Annotated in this window: 16 protein-coding genes; 4 read left to right on the top strand and 12 right to left on the bottom strand. The window is 37.5% G+C overall.

The window, feature by feature from the left end; translation table 11 throughout:
- Nucleotides 1-51: 51 nt before the first annotated feature.
- The 6 genes from GQO80_RS05900 to GQO80_RS05875 form a co-directional block, all read right to left on the bottom strand.
- Entirely contained in the window at nt 52-402 is a 351-nt protein-coding gene (locus GQO80_RS05900; protein WP_157207415.1) for a cupin domain-containing protein, read from the bottom strand.
- A 12-nt stretch (nt 403-414) separates the two neighbouring features.
- A complete protein-coding gene (locus GQO80_RS05895) occupies nt 415-2,655 on the bottom strand; it encodes an alginate lyase family protein (RefSeq protein WP_232333119.1) in 2,241 nt (746 codons plus the stop codon).
- Between the two features lie 349 nt (nt 2,656-3,004).
- Entirely contained in the window at nt 3,005-5,245 is a 2,241-nt protein-coding gene (locus GQO80_RS05890; RefSeq protein WP_157207414.1) for a heparinase II/III family protein, read from the bottom strand.
- A gap of 11 nt (nt 5,246-5,256) precedes the next feature.
- Nucleotides 5,257-7,563 carry a chondroitinase-B domain-containing protein gene (locus GQO80_RS05885; RefSeq protein WP_157207413.1) on the bottom strand — a complete coding sequence of 769 codons (2,307 nt, stop codon included), beginning with the start codon at nt 7,561-7,563 and terminating at the stop codon, nt 5,257-5,259.
- A 28-nt stretch (nt 7,564-7,591) separates the two neighbouring features.
- Nucleotides 7,592-8,536 carry a sugar phosphate isomerase/epimerase family protein gene (locus tag GQO80_RS05880; RefSeq protein WP_157207412.1) on the bottom strand — a complete coding sequence of 315 codons (945 nt, stop codon included), beginning with the start codon at nt 8,534-8,536 and terminating at the stop codon, nt 7,592-7,594.
- 95 nt (nt 8,537-8,631) lie between these two features.
- Nucleotides 8,632-9,714 (bottom strand): T9SS type A sorting domain-containing protein, encoded by a 1,083-nt coding sequence (locus GQO80_RS05875; RefSeq protein ID WP_157207411.1) that lies wholly within the window; start codon nt 9,712-9,714, stop codon nt 8,632-8,634.
- A gap of 384 nt (nt 9,715-10,098) precedes the next feature.
- Between GQO80_RS05875 and GQO80_RS05870 the strand changes: the two genes are divergently transcribed.
- Complete coding sequence (locus tag GQO80_RS05870; RefSeq protein WP_157207410.1) at nt 10,099-10,800, top strand: FKBP-type peptidyl-prolyl cis-trans isomerase; 702 nt, start codon at nt 10,099-10,101, stop codon at nt 10,798-10,800.
- Between the two features lie 128 nt (nt 10,801-10,928).
- A complete protein-coding gene (gene era / locus GQO80_RS05865) occupies nt 10,929-11,810 on the top strand; it encodes a GTPase Era (RefSeq protein WP_157207409.1) in 882 nt (293 codons plus the stop codon).
- On the opposite strand, the gene GQO80_RS05860 is transcribed toward era, so the two are convergent.
- Nucleotides 11,807-12,307, bottom strand: a complete 501-nt coding sequence (locus GQO80_RS05860) for a GTP-binding protein (RefSeq protein WP_157207408.1) — start codon at nt 12,305-12,307, stop codon at nt 11,807-11,809. The two genes, era and GQO80_RS05860, sit on opposite strands and share 4 nt — an antisense overlap.
- Nucleotides 12,308-12,481: 174 nt before the next feature.
- On the opposite strand from GQO80_RS05860, the gene der reads away from it, so the two are divergent.
- Nucleotides 12,482-13,786, top strand: a complete 1,305-nt coding sequence (gene der / locus GQO80_RS05855; protein ID WP_157207407.1) for a ribosome biogenesis GTPase Der — start codon at nt 12,482-12,484, stop codon at nt 13,784-13,786.
- 102 nt (nt 13,787-13,888) lie between these two features.
- Entirely contained in the window at nt 13,889-16,666 is a 2,778-nt protein-coding gene (locus GQO80_RS05850; protein ID WP_157207406.1) for an outer membrane beta-barrel protein, read from the top strand.
- Between the two features lie 116 nt (nt 16,667-16,782).
- Here the strand turns inward: GQO80_RS05850 and GQO80_RS05845 are convergent, their stop codons facing one another.
- The 5 genes from GQO80_RS05845 to GQO80_RS05825 all read right to left on the bottom strand — a co-directional run bounded on the left by GQO80_RS05845 (nt 16,783) and on the right by GQO80_RS05825 (nt 19,532).
- Nucleotides 16,783-17,610, bottom strand: coding sequence for a TPM domain-containing protein (locus GQO80_RS05845; protein WP_157207405.1), 828 nt, complete (start codon nt 17,608-17,610; stop codon nt 16,783-16,785).
- An 8-nt stretch (nt 17,611-17,618) separates the two neighbouring features.
- Nucleotides 17,619-18,059, bottom strand: a complete 441-nt coding sequence (locus GQO80_RS05840; RefSeq protein WP_157207404.1) for a TPM domain-containing protein — start codon at nt 18,057-18,059, stop codon at nt 17,619-17,621.
- Between the two features lie 134 nt (nt 18,060-18,193).
- A complete protein-coding gene (locus tag GQO80_RS05835; protein ID WP_157207403.1) occupies nt 18,194-18,361 on the bottom strand; it encodes a hypothetical protein in 168 nt (55 codons plus the stop codon).
- Nucleotides 18,362-18,393: 32 nt separating this feature from the next.
- Nucleotides 18,394-18,861, bottom strand: a complete 468-nt coding sequence (locus GQO80_RS05830) for a PIN domain-containing protein (protein WP_157207402.1) — start codon at nt 18,859-18,861, stop codon at nt 18,394-18,396.
- 266 nt (nt 18,862-19,127) lie between these two features.
- A complete protein-coding gene (locus GQO80_RS05825; RefSeq protein ID WP_157207401.1) occupies nt 19,128-19,532 on the bottom strand; it encodes a hypothetical protein in 405 nt (134 codons plus the stop codon).
- Nucleotides 19,533-19,583 lie beyond the last annotated feature (51 nt).

Here is a 19,583-nt window from a genome sequence, read left to right as displayed (position 1 = left end):
TACCAAAAATAGTTTTAAATTTTTGTTAAAAAAAATATTTCGCCCAAAAAATTATTTTTCCATAAAATCTTCGCGAATGGGACTAAATACATCGATTAGTTTTCCCGCTTTTTTACAAATAGCACCGTGCAATACGTGCGGTGGAATGTAAAAGGCATCGCCTGCTTTCATTAACTTGGTTTCGTTACCAATAGTCAATTCAAATTCGCCACTTACCACATACGTTACCTGTGAATGATAGTGTTGGTGCATGGGGCCCACGCCGCCTTCGGCAAAGTTGACATCCACGAGCATGATGTTATCATCGTAACCCATTATTTTTCTTTGTACGCCTTCACCAACGGTTTCCCATTGCATGTCGTCTCCCATTAAAAATTCTTTACTAGCTCCAAAGCTTTTCATTGTCATTTTATTTTAAAAGTTATTGATTAATTGATAAGCGCCTACCCACTCGTAGGTTTTATCGTTTATTTTTAGCTGATGTTTACTGTTTTTTGAGCTGTCTTTAAACGAAAACAAGAACAGGCTTTTATGGCCGTTTTCGGTTTCTATATTTATGGCTATATAGGAAGCATCGCTATACGCTATTTCTAGGTTTTTTAGGTTGCTGAAGGCATTGCTTGCCATTTCGCCAACGGGGTCGTAATGCCCATGTGTTTCCAAAACAGAAACAAAAAAGGTATCCTTGACATTGTTTTTACGGATGATGAATCCGGGGTCGTTTCTAAGGTTGAAATTGGGGTCGGTTGCGCCAATTCTGGTGAAAATTAAATCGTCTTCATTTGAAACCACCGATGTTAACGAATAAAAACGTTCCTTGTTAAACCAAGATAATTTAGCGTTTCCAGTTTCTGGTTTTCCTTCGCCTTCTTTCCATAAATGCTGATAGCCATTGCTGGTTCCTAAAGCATTTAAAGTTTTAGGTTTTGAATACTTAAAATTTGCCGACATGATTTGTCCGAAATAATAAAAAGGCAAATCATATTGATTTTTTGTTTCCGAATTAATTTTAACAATATCTAAAAGGATGGGATTTTCAAAACGTTCGTGTTTAATCAGTGCCATGGTTCGGTGTAGTTCCGTACCGGGATAAGCATTTGTTTCTGTAGCACTAATAAGTTGGATGTTAGGGTTTGAAACATCAAACAGGTATTTTTCAGAATGATGCGCGCTACCCGTTTCAAAATCGTCACTAAAATGCGATGTTTCATTTTGGATTATTGTATTGTGTGCCACGGTTTGTTTTGCCCACGTGGTGTTTTCCTTTAAATAATTGCCGCCACCTTTTTGCTGGATATTTACAAAACGCGCCATGCCGTAATCTTGTAGCACTTCGTTGCCACCTTCGTAATATGAAAATGATAGTTTATCGTAATGGCCATGGCTTAACCCTTGCGCAGTGTATTTCATCACCAAGGCAAGTTCATCTTTAGTACCGTTTGCCCTAAGTATGGCAACACCGCCTTCATCGCCATTTTTTCCGTCGGAAAGGTTGATTGATTTTTTAACGAACGGGGTTTCCAAACCATCGCGAATGCCCATAGCTACTGCCAACCCGGTTTCGTCCAGCAACACGGCATTTTGGGCTTTGGCAATGGCTAATAAATCGGTTTGTTTTCCGCCAAAAAAGTAGCCAATATCTACGGATGACACCAATTCTCTTGAATAGTACGACATGCCTTTTTGCCCATCGTTCAAAGGGAAAAAATTGCCGTTGGCATCGGTTAAATTCAATAACGTGTGAATCGATTTTAACAATACACCATCTTTATATTCAAAAATCTTAAGTTCTGGTTTTACATGTTCCAAGGCTTGGGCAAATACCAAAAACGGATACATGGCATAGCGTTGGTAATATGGCCCTTCGGTATAATAGCCATCGGGTGAAAAAGGTTCCTCTAAATTGGCCAGAAAACCTACTTTTTGTCCGGGTTTTCTAATGAAGCCTCCATCGTTATCTTTAGCATTGGGGTCGATGTTGTCATTTTTCAACCCATACAAGGCGGTATCGAGTAATTTAGCATCGTCCATTACCAAGGCAATCATGCCTACCGCCACATTTCCCCAGGTACTGTGATTGTGCACGCGATTGAAAAACTGTGGATTTTCAACCGAAATAAAATGGGCAAATGGTTTAAACAGGTTTTTTTCCAGATGGTTGCGCTCTTTTAATGATAAATAATTATAGATACAGTCGTAAGCTTGACTTGTATAAACCAGCCAATTGGCATCGTTTAGGCATTGCCAAAACAATTTGCCCCTTGCATACGAACGTGTTTGAGGATGTACGGGCAGGGTAGGGTATAATTTGGCATAGGCCATTAGCATATCCTTTACATAGTTTGCATAGGTTTTATCGTCTAAAATCTGATATAGCACACCAGCTTTTTGTAAAATTAGGAAGTTTTTTTTGTGCCGCTCGTGTGTGTAACCACCAGAGTAATCTTTTGAGATGGGAACTTCAATACCGTTTAAAATTTCAGCATCAACTTCAGCCTTTACGTTTGCCAAGGAGGCATCAAAAAGGGGTGCTTTTCCTAACTGTGCTTTTATTTTTTCAACCCCAACTTTTGTTAATATTAGGTTTGGGTGTGCTGGGGTACTTGTTTTTTTTGTGTTGGAATTTGTGTTTGGTTGTGCAAGGCAAAACGGCATAGTTAAAAGCAAATTTATAATCAAAATTTGAATCTTGAATTTAAAAAGCATACTAAAAATTTTGGTCATTTAAAGAAGTTTAAAAGGTACAATGCTTTTGCGGTTAGGATTTAACATTTGAATAAACCCTAACAAACATGCCATTTTTTTATGAGCTATATTGCAGCATAAAATTACCATCCTATTGTTGATTAAAAATCCAATTTAGGTATAACGATTGTACAGTATGCAAAACGTTGCACACAACCAAAACAGATTTCTGCAAATTGGTTAACCAAATTGGTTTACCAAAAATAGAATAATTTTTTTAGCTATGCAACAATCTTTGTGTTAATTGATAGGTAGGTTGTTATTTTAACACAAAAAAATACTCTTTGCCTGCATTTAAAATAAGGTTCCCATTTTCTTTTATGCCGGTAATCATCAGTTTTAATGGATTTGTATGTAAAGATTGAACCATTAATGCGTTGTTTTCCAGTTTTATAAACACGTCGGCAACTTCAGAGAACACCATTTTAAGTTTATTTAATTCTAATGTTTTAACTGAAAAAAACACGGAACGATTTGCTTTGGTTAGTGAAGTTGCTTCAAAACCTTCAAATTTCCATGTTGAGTTGTTTATTTGCCAGCCTTTTAAATTGGGGTTGGGCTTATCTTCATCAATGCGGTCGTCGAATTTAGCAAATGGAAAAATAACGGTTATGAAGTTGAAGTTTTTCTTGTTGTTTTTTGAAGCGACAGCCCATTGTTTTCCGCGCGTACCTGATGTGGTAACCGTATCAATTTTAACCAACTGGTAAATGTCGTTCCCCGAGCCATCATTAAAGGAGGCGCGTACTAAATTTGGGGCATTTTCTAAGGTGTAATGGCCTTGCCAGATTTGTTTGTAAGTATGTGGTTTTTCAGAAGTAAAATGGTCTTTCACAATCCAGAAATCGTCTTTCAAATAGATAACTTGCCGTGAATAATTGACACCGATATTTTCAAAACCATTATGACTCCCAATGTAAACATCTAAATCATCATTGGTGCTCCAAGCTATTGTTTTTGGTTTTGGCAAGGTTGCAAATTTACCAAATCCGCTACCGCCTTGGTTGCCCGCATAATCCTTTCCTTGTAATTCATCATCAACCAAAGCCACGTTTTTAACGAGGCTATTTTTGAAAAACTCGTAATCTTTCAACGAATACCGCACCTGGTAATTGGGTAAAATAACATGCCCATTTGCCATGGCTTGAATGCCCAACATATCGCCATGTTGGTGGTCTGGTTTTTCATCATCAAGTCCGTTGGAAATGGCCATGACCTTATCATGGGCTTTCCAACCTTCGCGCATGATGTAATAGCCCGTTTCTGTAAAGGCAACCGAATTAACATCGGGTGTTTTTGTTTGTATGTTTTCGAGTAGCTTTAATTGGGAATCATTCATATACCAATACATAAATGGTTCCACTTTATTGGTTGCAAAATAGCCAAATTCAGGATTTTCAAAAAGCAAATAGCCTACTGTTAAGGCGCCGGAAATATCATTTTTTTCAGCCCAAGGTGTGTCGGTATCGTCTGAAAATACCGGTGCCGATTTGTCTGGATAGGCTATTTTTGTTAAGGTAGTGAATAACGATTTCAACTTGCTTTCCCATAGAGCGCTCACTTTTAAATGGCTGTTTTTTGCTAGTTGATACACAAAATAATAGTTGTCAATATCGCTAATATGGTAATGTACCGTACGTTCAAACTGAAAGCCATCACTGTTTATTTCTTTATCTAAATGCTGCTCCAATAAATTCAACGACCGTTCACGCCATAGATCTGCATCTTTAAAATCTTGAAACAAGATAGATAGCATGGCTAAGGCCGACATACCCCTGGTTTGATGATTGCCTGGTACAAATTCCGCGTTCGTTTCATATTGGTTTGAAGCATGTTGTAACAGGGTGGCAATTGTTAAAAGTTGGTCTTCATCTGAATAGTTTTTTTCACCCAAAAACATCGTGTGTATTTGCAGCCAATTCAGTATGCGGTACCCCGACCGAAACGCCTCATAAACCCCGTTGCCATCTTCAATGGTTTCATATTTTTCGGCTAATAATGCCGCGTTTAACGATTTTAATTGGTCTTTGAAATAGGTTATATACTCAGGATTTTTATTTTGATAGTTGTAATAAAAAGCAATGTCCACCATTTTGTGCTGACGTGCCAAATGGCGCATGGCATAAGCGTTTACAGGTTCTCCGGTTTGATAATTAAACGGTAATTTCCATGACGTAACTGCTGGGAATTTTGAGATATGATCTAAAGCGCGTTCCGTATGGTTGCTTTGTGCTTCAGGGTATTTGCTGTTATAGATTTGATAACGCGCTTCAAAATCGTGCCAATCATAAAAATAGCGTTCAGCGAATTTGTCGCGAAAATAGGCGGCTAATGTTGCATTCGAAATGGAAGCGCCTCCCAAAGCTTGTTGAATTTCAGGCTTTAAAAAACCTGCAAGTTTATTGGTTTCAATAATGTGGTTCGACGGAATATTTTGGGAATCAATCTTTAAGAACCCTAAAAAAAAGATGATGATTACAAAACTTTTAAACAGTTTCATTTTAAAACCTATTAGTACATTAATTTCAATTCTAAGTTTTGAACGACTTCAATTTTTCCTGAATTACTGATTGTGTTTTCCCCAGGTTCTTGTCCCTTTTCGCCCCAAAGAATGGCGATCACTTTAACAGGGTTATTTTTAAATGTGTTATTTGCAAACGCCACATTTACGATACCGCTGTTTTTAATCAACATCTGGTCTTTTTCAGCTTTTCCAGAATTGGTAATCGTATTGTTTTTAAGGAGTAGATTGCCGCCAATGGTCGATTCGTCGTAACCGCCGCGGTAGTAATCGAGCACCACTTCCTGAATGGTATCGAAGGTGGTGTTGGTTATGGTAACAAATTCGGCATTGTAATCGCCACCGTCATTTTTTTCCTTGTTGAGCATAAAACCACGGTCGCAATTTTTAATGAGGGAATTGGTAACCAAAACACTATCGGCAAACGACCCTTTTGATACTTCTAAAACAGATTTAAAATTTTTAATCTCTACATGGTCAATAAATAAATTATAAGCTTTACTCATGTTTTTATCCAACGTTGTAAAGGTGTTTTGGGATTTATTGCCTGTTAGAACGATGTTTTTCAGCTTTAGGTTACCTTTAGGATGCATTTCAAAAGCTGTTTTTTCCGAAGTAAAAATTAATTCCGGTTTATTGTTTTTGTCTTTTGAAACAATTGAAAGGTCTTTATCTATTTTTAAGTTAGAATTTACAGTGTATTTGCCTTTTTTAAGTGAAATAACATCGCCGGAATTTGCATCTTTCAAAGCGTTAACTAATGCTTCCGAAGTTGAAACGCTGAATGTTTTAGGGTTTGTTTTTCCGTTTTCAGGTGAAAACCAATTGGTGCCATATTTTGTTTTGTCAATTAAAACAGCGTTTTCTTTAACAGGGTTTACAATGGCACCGATACTGTTTATATTTGAATTTCTATCGTTTCCGAATAAATCTTTAGTTATGGTTTCAAAATCAAAACCAGCATATACATTGTTTATGTTTTCATTTAAAACAAATAAATTAGCTGTCTTTTTAGTCACTGAAAAATCTTTAGTGATTAAACCTTCTGGTTTTACTTCACTTTTATTTTCGTTATTGATGAGGTTGTTTTTAAAAGCAACACCATCCACTTTGTCGTAATTCACAATAGGGTTGGTGTCTGCCATTTCATTGTAAATTAAATTGTTGGCAATTACCACACGTTCGGGTCGCGCCGAACGGATTTCGGAAGCAGGTAACACGGCACTTTGGCTTACGTTGGAACCCACACTTAACTGCCAAGGCGACTTACAATCAATAAACGTATTGTATGCCACTACCACATCGGTAACTTGGTTGTAGCGGTTTTGTGGCGCTTTTGGGATGCCGTTCATTACCGCCAATGCGCTTCTAAAGGCTTCGCCATTTATTTTGTAGAAGTAGTTATTGGTAATCCAATGCCCGGTGTTGATAACGCGGATACCGCCCATAAACTTTGAAGCGTCGTTACCAATAAAAACATTGCCATCAATTTTGGCATAATTACCATGGCGCAACACCAAAGAGCCTTCGCTTTCAAAAAAAACATTGTTTGTAAACGAATTAAAATTCGATTTGCTCGAAATAATTTCAACCTCGCCATTGCAACGGTCAAAAAAGTTATTGGACACGTTTACGTGTGCGGGCGTCATGGAGGTTTCGCTATTGCCAATTTGAATGGTTTCCCCGTGCGGGCCACCTTTGCGGGGTCGCGGCCCAAAATGATTGTTTGTTATTTGGTGGTACGTGTAAATGTTTTCATTGCCCTCTAAACGCACCATAACGGTAGGCCCAAAGTTCGATTTTCCCGTAATATAATTGTTGCTCAATGCGTTATGTCGGCCCCAAAACTCTACCCAATGGTCGCTTACATCGCGGTTGGGTTGGGTAAATTCCTCGATTACACATTGGATTACCTTGCAATGGTTGGCTACCTTGGTATTGTCTATTTTAAATTGGATGACATTTTCAGAAGGTGTGTGCCCATTTTTAAAATACAAACCGGAAACTTCCAAATAATTCCCGCCAATTTTTAGGTTGGAAGTACCTTCAATGGTTACTTTCCCTTTTTCTTCGGCTGTTAATGTAATGGGGTTTTCCTTGGTGCCGTTGCCGTAAAATGCTATTTCAACATTGTTCCAAACGCCATTGGCCATCACAATAACATTTCCAGCTTTACAGTTTTTTATGGCATCGTTCAGCTCATTTATGTTTGTTACTTTAATGCTATTTGTTTGTGCAGCTAGTTTGCATGTTATAAATAAGATTAGCAAACTCGAAATTAATACGGTTCTTTTCATTTGTATTTTTTATTCTGATTTTATATTTTTAAGCATCTTTCCAAAGTTTCTGCACTTTCTTCAAGTCGCTTTTCATGGCATCGAATACCACTTTTTTATCAACAGAGATTTCACTGTTTCCTTTTTCCGCACCTCCTAAATCGTATTCTAAATGAAGAGATACAGGTGGTTTTATTTTGTATTGTTTTAATAGTTTAAAGTATTTGTTGAAGTCCACCATACCTTCGCCAATAGGTACATTGATGGCTTCCCATTTTCCGTTAACAATTCCCCATTTAAAGTCTTTTAGCACTATAACCTTGATATTTGGATATAGAAGTTTCAAACCATTTTCCCAAGAATAACCGCCTTCTGCCATGGCATGCCGAATATCGTATTGAGTGCCAAAATAGTCAGGATTTACGGTTTCCAGTATTTTTTTAATTTCCCAATAGGAAGCACCTACACTAACACCTGCATGGTTTTGGTAGCAACCTACCAGTTTTAATTTTTTATTAAGTTCGCCTAATTTCTTTATTTCTTCTTGATAAAACAATAATGCATCCTGCATGGAGGCATCTTCTTTATATTTAAACCAGTTGGCGCGGTAATAATCAATACTTTGTGAAGAAGCAGCTTCTAAAATAGCGACATCTAACGGATTGTTTACACTTTCGATATTTGTGGTAATCATTTTGCAGTTCACGCCATTTGCTGTGAAGGCTTTTACTGCTTTTGGAAGATCGGTTTTTACCAATTCTGGAAGCACATGCCCATTTGGGCGAACCGTTAAATCAACACCCGAAAAACCCATTTCGGCAACCATTTCGCTTGTGGTTTTATAATCTAAAAACTGAAGATGTTTTGAGAATATATTAACGTCGAGCAAATCGTCTGGTTGTTCCAAAATAAAATTTGGATAAGCGAATGATGAAAAAGGCAATAACCCCGCTACACAGGCTGTTTTTGTAATAAAAGCTCTTCTGGTTGTCATCCTAAATTTTACACTATTTACTAATCATAATTTACAAAATCTATATAAAAAAAGCCTTACTTAACGGAAGGCTTTTTTTATTTAATTATTGGTTGTTAATCTATTAATATTTTTTTTGTGGCACTTCCGTTTTCGGCATTAACTTTAAGCATGTAAATACCTTTGGACAGATGCGAAACGTTTAAGCGATTATTAACCAACGCTTTTTCAGAGATCACTTTTGCGCCTAGTACATTGTACATTTCTACTGAAGAAATTTTGGTGTTTTTAGATTCAATACTGATATAATCTTTTGCTGGGTTTGGATAAATTTTAAGGCCTTCGATATTGTTTTTTGAAACGCTTAAAGGAGCAGGTTTACCCACAACTTCATGCCATGTTTTTGCAACTCTAATTTCATCAATCGTCATGTTAGGTGTGTTAGCATTAGAATCTAATCTGATAAAAAACCTAGAAATTTCTGTAACTGTACCCGGTCCAGTTATGGTTGCACTAGGTAAATCAGTGGTCATAGTGCCATTAGCAGGAATTGCAGGATCTATCCATAACTTGGTAGTGGCAGTAGCAATGTCGTAACTTAAAACCACTAAATGATCTGTAGAAGACGAGGTAAATATTGTACTAGCGTAAGAACCTTTAAGAGCATCATCAATATGTTGATTTCCAACTCCTAATTGATAAGAAGTTTCCCCCAAAGTGGTTGAAGCCCCCTTTATTATTAATGATCCAGGATAGCTAATATCACTTGAACTTGTATAAGAATTAGTTAATGAGAATACCTGTTTACCTGTTGCACCTGGTGCGTATTGTGTTGTTCCATTTCCAATCCATCCCTCTACTCTTATCAGAGCCGACCAGTAAACGGTTCCTGTTGTTTGTGGCGTAAAGCTCCTTACGGGATCATTACCACCACCTCTAAAAAAGTAAGATTCACCTGTGCCAGTAGGAATTCCATAAGCCCCAGCGTCAAAGGGAGATGTTACAATGTCATCGTTTGTGGTGCTTCCAGTAGACAAACTTGGACCCGCAACCCATGTTCCACTGCTTGAAAGTATGAGTTCGTTAGTGGCATTTTGAGCGGCATCAGTGTAAGAGAATGGCTCGTACATGAGCAATTGTCCATAAGAGCTGGAAATCGACAAAGCCAAAGCAGATAATAATAGTAATGTTTTTTTCATAATGTTTTGTTTTTTAAGTTTATCAAGTAAAATTATAAATAACGTATTGTGTAATAATCCAAATTTGGTACACTAATAGTTTTATAATTTAACAAATTGGTTTACCAAATTGGTTTACCAAAAATAACTTTTTTTTTGGAACTGGCAAACTATTTTTTCGTTAAATTTTTAATTATTTGATTTTTAGTATTTTATACAATTATATGTTTAAACTAATATATGGTGGTTTTATAAATATAGGTGATGGTTTACACCCTTGGTAGTTGGTAGTTGATGCATCGTCTGGCTTTAAACATGTTCCTTAAAAATTCATTAAATACTTCTGTATTTGTGAGTTTAAATTTGTTACTTTAGCACCTTTAATTTTAAATAAAAAAACAGAAAATGAAAATAATCAAATTTGTAGGGGTTGTACTATTAACTTCCGTGTTGTCGTCTTGTGGTGGACAAGGTGTTTCAAAAAAAGCTTTAAAAACAGAATTGGATTCGGTAAGCTATGCCATAGGTATGGATGTTGCTAAAAATGTAAAAACAAATGTTTCTGAAATTGACAGCGAACTTTTTATTCAAGGGTACATGAACTATATAGATTCTACCAACATCTTGATTAAAGAGGAAAACATCCAACAAGTGTTAAGCTCTTATTTCCAAAAGAAACAAGAAGAGAAAATGAAGGAACAAGAAGCTGAGGGTCAAAAAAATAAGGCTGCCAACGAAAAATTCCTAGAAGAGAACAAAACTAAAAGTGGTGTAAAGGTAACCGAAAGTGGTTTGCAATATATGGTTATGAAAGAAGGATCGGGCGAGAAACCAACCGAGGAGTCTAAAGTAAAAGTGCATTACCACGGAACACTTATTGACGGCACTGTTTTCGACAGCTCTGTTGATAGAGGCGAACCAGCCGAATTTGGCGTAAACCAAGTAATAAAAGGATGGACTGAAGGTTTGCAATTAATGTCCGTTGGATCAAAATACAAATTTTTCATCCCTCAAGATCTAGCCTACGGTGCTAGACAAGCGGGCGAAAAAATCAAACCATATTCAACATTGATTTTTGAAGTTGAATTATTGGAAATTCAAAAATAAGCCCATTCTAAAATGGGAACAAAGAAGCAGAAAGGAAACTTTCTGCTTTTTTTTATGCATAAAAATGAATAAAGATTGAATAAACAAATCAAGGTTGTAAATTTGTACTCAATTTTAAAACAGCAACTATGGGCCACAAAGCAGGATTTGTAAATATTATTGGAAACCCCAACGTGGGCAAATCAACCTTAATGAATGCGTTCGTTGGCGAAAAGCTATCCATTATTACCTCAAAGGCCCAAACCACGCGCCACCGCATTTTGGGCATTGTAAATGGCGACGATTTTCAGGTGGTGCTCTCGGATACACCAGGCATCATCAAACCCGCTTACCAATTACAGGCTTCCATGATGGATTTTGTGAAATCGGCCTTTGAAGATGCCGATATATTATTGTACATCGTTGAAATTGGCGAACAGGCCTTGAAGGACGAGGCGTTTTTCAACAAAATTACCAGTTCAAAAATACCTGTTTTGCTGCTTTTGAATAAAATTGATACTTCCAACCAGGAACAATTGGAGGCACAGGTTCAATTTTGGACAGATAAAGTGCCCAATGCCGAAATTTTTCCTATTTCAGCTTTAGAAGGATTTAACGTGAAGGAAGTATTCAACAGAATTATCGACTTGTTGCCCGAATCGCCCGCCTTTTATCCAAAAGACCAATTGACCGATAAGCCCGAACGCTTTTTCATAAACGAAACCATCCGTGAAAAAATCCTGCTTCATTATAAAAAGGAAATCCCGTATGCTGTTGAAATAGAGACCGAAGAGTTTTTTGAAGAAGATGCCATCATTAGAATTCGCGCCGTCATCATGGTTGAGCGCGAAACCCAAAAAGGCATCATCATTGGGCATAAAGGCACCGCCCTAAAACGGGTGGGTGTAGAAGCCAGAAAAGATTTGGAAGCGTTTTTTGGCAAACAAATCCATTTGGAAACTTATGTAAAGGTGAACAAAAACTGGCGCAGCAACCAAAACCAATTAAAACGTTTTGGCTATAATAACTAAGTTGTTGAAGCAAGTATGCGGTTCATAAAATCGTAAAGTTCGGCCATTTCCTTTTTGCTTGATGCTTTTCCAATACTGCCGGCAAAATACAGGACAAACCAAACCAGAACCATCAGTAGCATGCCCGTTAATTGAATGGAATAACGTGTGTTTAGAGCCCAATTGGAGTAGGCCCAAATACCAAAGGCAATAAATAAGCCTGCCACCATAAAGTGCAAAAACATAAAAAAGGTCCAAACGGTAGGGTTGGGGCCGAATAATCCGCGAAGCAAACAGGCATTGGCGCTAACTTCATTAATTTCCAGATGCAATTGTGGCGACCAGAAATGTTGTTTGTGTTTTGGGAACCTTATAAAAACGTGGTCGTCAATTCGGCTAACAATAAATTCGGATTGCGTTTTTTTTGCTTCCTGAAATGTGCTCAGCACGGTTTCGTTGCCCATGGGTATTTCAATTTTGAAACGGGGCCGTAAATTAATTGTGTTGCTACTTGGCATGGACTTCGTGTTTTAAGGATGTTAAAATAGTATTTTTCTTCTTAATTCAAAACAATTTAATACTTGCCTAAAAAAACCGATGCTTAGTGTATATTTCCTATTTTTGCAAAAAATTCAGCAAACCTTGCTAAATAGATCAAACGGCGTGATGCCGTTGTTTATAAAATAAAGATTATGAGTAATATAGTTGCTATTGTAGGTCGCCCCAATGTAGGAAAATCAACGTTTTTTAATCGTTTGATCCAACGAAGGGAAGCCATTGTGGATGCCGTAAGCGGTGTGACCCGCGACCGCCATTACGGAAAAAGTGATTGGAATGGAAAAGAATTTTCATTGATTGATACCGGTGGTTACGTTTTGGGAAGCGACGATATTTTTGAAGCAGAAATAGATAAGCAAGTTGAATTGGCCATTGATGAAGCCGATGCCATTATTTTCATGGTTGATGTGGAAAGTGGCGTAACAGGTATGGATGAAGACGTAGCAAAGTTACTGCGCAAAGTAAACAAGCCCGTTTTTTTGGTCGTAAATAAAGTGGATAATGCCAAACGTGAAGAAGATGCCGTAGAATTTTACGCATTAGGCTTGGGCAATTACTATTCGGTTGCCAGTATCAACGGAAGCGGTACGGGCGATTTATTGGATGCACTGGTTGAAGCATTGCCTGAAAAGGAAACGGTGGTTAACGAAGCGTTGCCACGATTTGCCGTGGTAGGTCGCCCCAACGCCGGAAAATCATCGTTTATAAATGCCTTAATTGGTGAAGATCGTTATATAGTAACCGATATTGCAGGCACCACCAGAGATTCCATCGACACCAAATACAACCAGTTTGGTTTTGAATTCAATTTGGTGGATACCGCTGGCATCCGCAGAAAATCCAAGGTTAAGGACGATTTGGAGTTCTATTCCGTGATGCGCAGTGTGCGTGCCATCGAACATTGCGATGTGTGTTTGTTGGTGTTGGATGCTACCCGTGGTTTTGATGGCCAGGACCAAAACATCTTTTGGTTGGCCGAACGCAACCGCAAAGGCATCGTGGTTTTGGTAAACAAATGGGATTTGGTGGAAAAAGACCATAAAACAACCCTGGAATTTGAAAAAGCGATTAGAAAACAAATGGAGCCCTTTACCGATGTGCCCATTATATTCATTTCCACATTAACCAAACAACGTATTTTTAAGGCTATTGAAACTGCCGTTGCCGTTTACAATAACCGCACCAAAAAAATAAAAACGAGCAAGCTTAATGAGGTTATGCTGCCCATTATTGAAAGTTACCCGCCACCTGCCAACAAAGCAAAATACGTGAAAATTAAGTACGTGATGCAATTGCCAACGGCACAACCGCAGTTTGCTTTTTTCTGTAATTTGCCACAATATGTTAAAGAACCCTATAAACGTTTTTTAGAAAATAAATTACGTGAACATTTCGATTTTACGGGCGTTCCGGTAAGTGTTTATATGCGGAAAAAATAACAGTTGCAGGTTGAATTTTAAGTTTTTTTTAAGGATTTTCACACGGTTTAAGGGTTAAATTTGCTTTTTTTAAGTAAACACGGGACTTTCAATCAAAAATAAATGAAATCTATAAATTTGTGTGTGGCACTTTTTGTTGCTGCCTTTTCCTTTGCCCAAAACAAACCTTTTAAAATTTCCGGTACTATTTTTTCAGAAGCAGATAACGCCCCTTTGGAATCGGCAACCGTATATTTACAACGCGTAAAGGACAGTGCTTTAATTACTTATACTATTTCTGGCAGGGATGGAAAATTCATGCTTGAAGGTAAAAGCACCGATGCGGAAACCAATTTATTCATTTCGTATGTAGGGTATCAAACCCATTTTCAGTCGGTTAAAATGACTAAGGAACTATTGGCTTTGGGCACCATTAACTTGAAGGTAAACGCCAATGCATTGCAGGAAGTGGTTATTAAATCGCAAGCGCCCATAACGATTAAAAAGGACACGATGGAATTTAACGTGAAATCCTTTAAAACAAAAAAAGACGCCAACATTGAAGATTTATTAAAGGAACTACCGGGAGTTGAAATTGATGAGGAAGGCAAAATTAAGGTAAACGGTAAAGAAGTTAATAAAATTTTGGTTAACGGCAAGCCTTTTTTTGGCAACGACCCCACCATTACCACACGCAATTTAACCAAGGACATTGTTGAGAAAATACAAATTTTAGACACCAAAACCAAAGACCAAGCCTTTACCGGCGAAACGGCCGATGGCGAAAACAAAACCGTAAACCTTGTTATAAAGGAAGAAAACAACAAAGGTGTTTTTGGTAGGGTAGCCGCAGGTGCTGGCACCGATGCACATTATGAGTTTGCTGGTATGTTCAACCGTTTTGATAACGATCAGCGTATCAGTGTTTTGGCTGGTGGCAACGACATCAATTCCCCGGGGTTTAGTTTTGGCGAAATCCGCAAAATGTTTGGTGGTGGCAACAACGTGCGGTTTAGCAGTAATGGTTCCTTTACCATTGATGGGCGTTCTTTTGGTGGCGGACAAGGTATTACGGAATCGCAAAACCTAGGGGCCAATTATGCCGATGAACTCGCAAAGGGTAAGGATGTTTCGGGCAATTATTTTTACTCCGGAAGTTCTTCTGAAAACAAAACATCCCGAAACCGCGAAAATATCTTGGCCGATAGGCGCTATTTCACCAGTTCGGAATCCAGATCATTTTCCGATAACGACAACCACAATGCCAATTTGGAGTTTGATATTGAACTCGATTCCACACTTTTAATAAACGTAAAACCTTCATTCAATTACTCGAAGAATAGAACTGTTTATGATGAGGACGAAAAGTCGCTGGATGAATTTCAAACCTTAACCAACCAATCTACAACCGATTCAAATGTAGAAACCATCGGCAAAAATTTTAATAACGATATTGATATTACCAAGCGTTTCGGTTCAAAAGGCGCATTTTTAAAGTTCAGCGTTGAAAATGAAATAAGCCGGAATGAAACCGACGATTTCCTAAATTCTGAAACAACTATTTTTGGTGATAATGCCAATTTTGAAAAAAGAGAACAGTTTACCGATGGCGAAAAGAAGATAACTAATGTTGAATCGGATGTAACGTATAGAATGCCATTGATAGCCAATAAATTTTTCTTGGATTTTAGGTACCGTTACCGAAGGAATAAGCAGGAAGATAGAAAAAGTACCTTCGATAAAGATGATATTACGGGCGATTTTTCAAATTTTAATACCAACCTGAGTACCGATTTTGAATATCTTAACGAAACAAAAACACCATCGCTTAGGTTCGATTTTAATAACAAAACATGGTCGGCAAGTTTTCAATCAAGCTATGTGTTTAAAACTTTGGAAAATACCGATAGGTTACGGCCACTTTTCAGCATTAGCCGCAACTTTGAAGCTATAGAACTACGCTCCAGATTGCGCTACCGAATGAATGAAAAAGCCTCCTTTAGTATGGGGTATTCCTTAAACAACGATTCGCCGCAATTGGCACAGCTTCAACAGTACGAAAACATTTCAAACCCTTTAAACACCATTGTTGGAAACCCTAATTTGGAAGCAGAGAACAACCACGATGTGTATATAAACTACAATGCCTTCGATTTTCAAAAGGGATCGGGATATTATGGCTATATAAGCGCCAACTTTGAAAACAATAAAGTGGTTTCAAAATCGGAAATTGACGAGAATTTAATACGAAGAACAACCTATGTAAATGTTAATGGTTCCTATAATTTGAATGGTTACATTTCGGCCAACAAGAAAATTAAACTGGATAGTTTGCGAACTGCCACGGTGTATGTTGGGCTTGGGCCAAATGTTAGTAGGGCCGTAAACTTTAATAACGGTATCCAATATGCAAGCACCAACACCTCGTTGTCGCCAAACCTTGGTTTTAGGCTAATTTGGAAAGATGTTATGGAGTTTAGCCCCCGGTACCGCTTGTCGTTTACAAAAAGCACTTTTGATATCGATAATTTTAAGAACCAAGAATTTATCAACCATTCGCTTAATTTCAATACGGCAACATTTTTGCCCAAAGGGTTTGAATGGCGTAACGATATTCAATTTAATTACAACCCCAATATTGCTGCGGGTTTTCAAAAAAGCGCCTGGTTTTGGAACGCGACCTTGGCCTATTCGGTGTTAAAAGATCAAGGAACCGTTACGCTAAAGGCCTATGATTTATTGAACCAAAACACCAATGCGCGCAGAATAGCGACCGAAAACTACATCCAAGATTCGCAAAGTACCGTATTGCAACAGTATTTTATGCTAAGTTTTAGTTGGAAATTTAACAGCTTAGGAAAAGCGGGTGAAACCGAAGACGGTAGGTTTTATAGGCATTGATATTGGTTGATTATATTTAGGGACTGGTGTTTTAGAAAATAAAACTAGCACAATGTACGCGCGTTTTTAAAACCAGATAAAGTACGGCAACCTAAAACCGCTACAAGACCAGAGTATTACCACCCACCAGAAGCGCCGCCGCCGCCAAAGCCACCGCCGCCGAAACCACCACCAAAGCCGCCGCCACCAAAACCGCCACCTGAGCTTCCGCCACCAAAACTGCCACCAGACGAGCGGCCCATATTGCTTAAAATAATGGCATCCAATAGGCTGAAACCACCCTTGTTGCCCCGGTTTTTGCCATTGCCACCGTGCTTGTTTTTGGACAGTATAATGATGATGATAAATATAATAATGATGATGAAACCAATTGGAAAATCGTTTTGCGGTTCTGTAGCCCGTGTGCCTTGATATTCCCCGGTAAGTACCTCAAAAATGGCATCGGCACCTCTGTTAAGGCCATCGTAATAATTATTCTGTTTAAAAAAGGGAATGATGTCCTGTTCAATAATGCGTTTGGATAGGGCATCGGTAAGTAAGTGTTCAACCCCATAGCCACTGTTTATTGCAATTTTTCTATCGTCTTTGGCCAGTAAAATCAGTACGCCGTTATCTTCTTTGGCTTGCCCTATGCCCCATGCTTGCCCCCATTGTGCCCCTAGATAATTGATGTTTTCCCCTTCCGTAGAACTAATAATGGCCACCACAATTTGTGTAGAGGTCGTATCGGAATATTTTACCAGTTTTTGTTCTAGGGCACTTTTTTCGGAAGCAGAGAGCAGGTTAACATAATCGTAAACACTGGTTTGAAAAGCGGGTTTTTTTGGAATGTTGAATTGGGCAAAAGAAAAATTTGAAAACACATGAACGAGAACAAAAACCAATAAAAAACAGGCTCTTTTTACTTTTTCTAACAACTTAAAACTGAAAACTGAATAGTGCATACTTAATTTTAACCTTTTGAGATGTTGTTAGTTAGTTCGTTCACATCCAAGTCGGTATAAGGGAAATACTTTTTTAGTTGCTCGCCCGATTTTAAGATGCCCTCAACCAAGCCTTGTTTAAAGTTGCCCGTTTTAAAATGCGCTTGCATCACATCTTTGGTGCTGTCCCAAAAATGGGGAGGTACCACATTATTTATGCCTTTATCGCCATAAATAACAAAGGTTCTGTCTTTTACCGCCACATAAATAAGTACGGCGTTTTGCAGTTTGGTATTGTCCATTTTCAAATGATAAAAAACCTCTAGCGCACGATTGGTAGCATCGCCATGAGCGGTTTTTTCTAAATGAACCCGAATTTCGCCCGAGGTGTTCAATTCGGCTAAACGAATAGCTTCAATAACGTCTTGTTCTTCCTTGGCGGTTAAAAATGCTTCAACTTTATTGGACATATTTTGTTTGGTTCTGGGTTCATTTTAGTTAAGTGAGCTGTGGTGGCTTGCGAATCCTTCTACTTAAAACTGGTTTTGGAAAATCGGCAGGATTTTCCAAGTTAGTACAGACCATGCCATAACTTATATACGGTTTAGGCACTGGGCTTTATTTGCGCTTTGCTCTTTTTCTTTTCAAAATATCTGACTATTTCCTCTGGGCTTAAATTCATCACGTCCTTCGATATTCTGTCCCTTTGCTCTCGCATATATTTTACCGCATCAAAGGTTTTTTTCGTGTTTTTTTCTCTAGTTTTACTCATGGTTTTGACTTTTTTTATTGGTATTCGTGAACCTATTCAGTTTCATAAGTCATCAATTCTCTTGGCGAACGAATATCGATTGGTTTATATCCTTCCGCAATATTTACGGAATTATAACCGACAATTCGAACTACGTTTACAATATGTTTAAAATTCCAACTCACTAAAATGTTTGCGTTATGTATTGTTGCTAATGCAATGTGCAAACAATCTGCGTATGATGTAGGTCCTACGACTCCTTCTTCAATATATTTTTTTGCTAATTCGGCAGTTTCAATGTCCGATTTTACATAATCCGTTGAATTTTTTGGAAGTAATTCGGTTGTTGCTTTTATGCTTTCGGGTGCGTTTTCCAATTCATGTTCCGTAATATTTGAGAAAATTATTTCAAATTCCGATTTTTTTATTCTTTCAAATAAAGGTTTGGTAAATTCTTGGAACTCTTCATCATGAAGTCCACCAAAAACCGAAGTGTCTAAATATATTCGCTGTTTTTTCATTTCCTAAATTTACGAAATTTAGCGAGATGTTAATTTTTAGCTGGATTTTTCTTGGCTTATGCCTTAGGTCAAGTATAAGCACATTAGCGGGATTTGCGCTTTAACTTTTCAGCTTATAACAGACCTTAAATTTACAAAATTACTTTCGGTTTTTGCACTTACCTGCTATTGCGTTTATGCATTGTTGTTACAGCAGTTTTTACTAAATTTCTAATTTCTTTCTATAATTTTATTCAATTCGTTAGAATATTAATTAATCAGAATAGTTATTCAGTTATTTTAATGTTCACAAGAGAAAGATTTCCGTTACTTTTTTGCTTTAATTCAACAATGTAATTAGTTCTAATCATTGCTCCAAATCCATTTTGTGAATCAACGTAAGAAATTACAATATAAGAGTCGGAACTTGTTTTTTTAACTGATGATTTAATTAATGATGGAAATTTCGCAGTTGAAGGTGCTTTCAAAGATTTTTCCACAAATTTTTGGGCTACATAAGCAATCTCATCATTATTCAAATTTTTATTCGGTTCTTTATAATCGAAATCGTTTGTTGTAGAATTCTTAACCGGATAATCTTTCTCAATTTGATATTCAACATATTTATTATAGCTAAATATACCTAAAACTAAAGTGAATATGACAATTCCAATTATAAGTAATTTCTTCATATTAATACTCTTTAGTTCGGTTCTGTAAGCTATGTTTTTTAATTGTAATAG

The organism is Mariniflexile maritimum (assembly GCF_009746565.1).
GTDB classification, from domain to species: domain Bacteria; phylum Bacteroidota; class Bacteroidia; order Flavobacteriales; family Flavobacteriaceae; genus Mariniflexile; species Mariniflexile maritimum.
The sequence above is the reverse complement of the archived record's forward strand: the minus strand, read 5'-3'. Positions and strand labels throughout refer to the sequence as shown.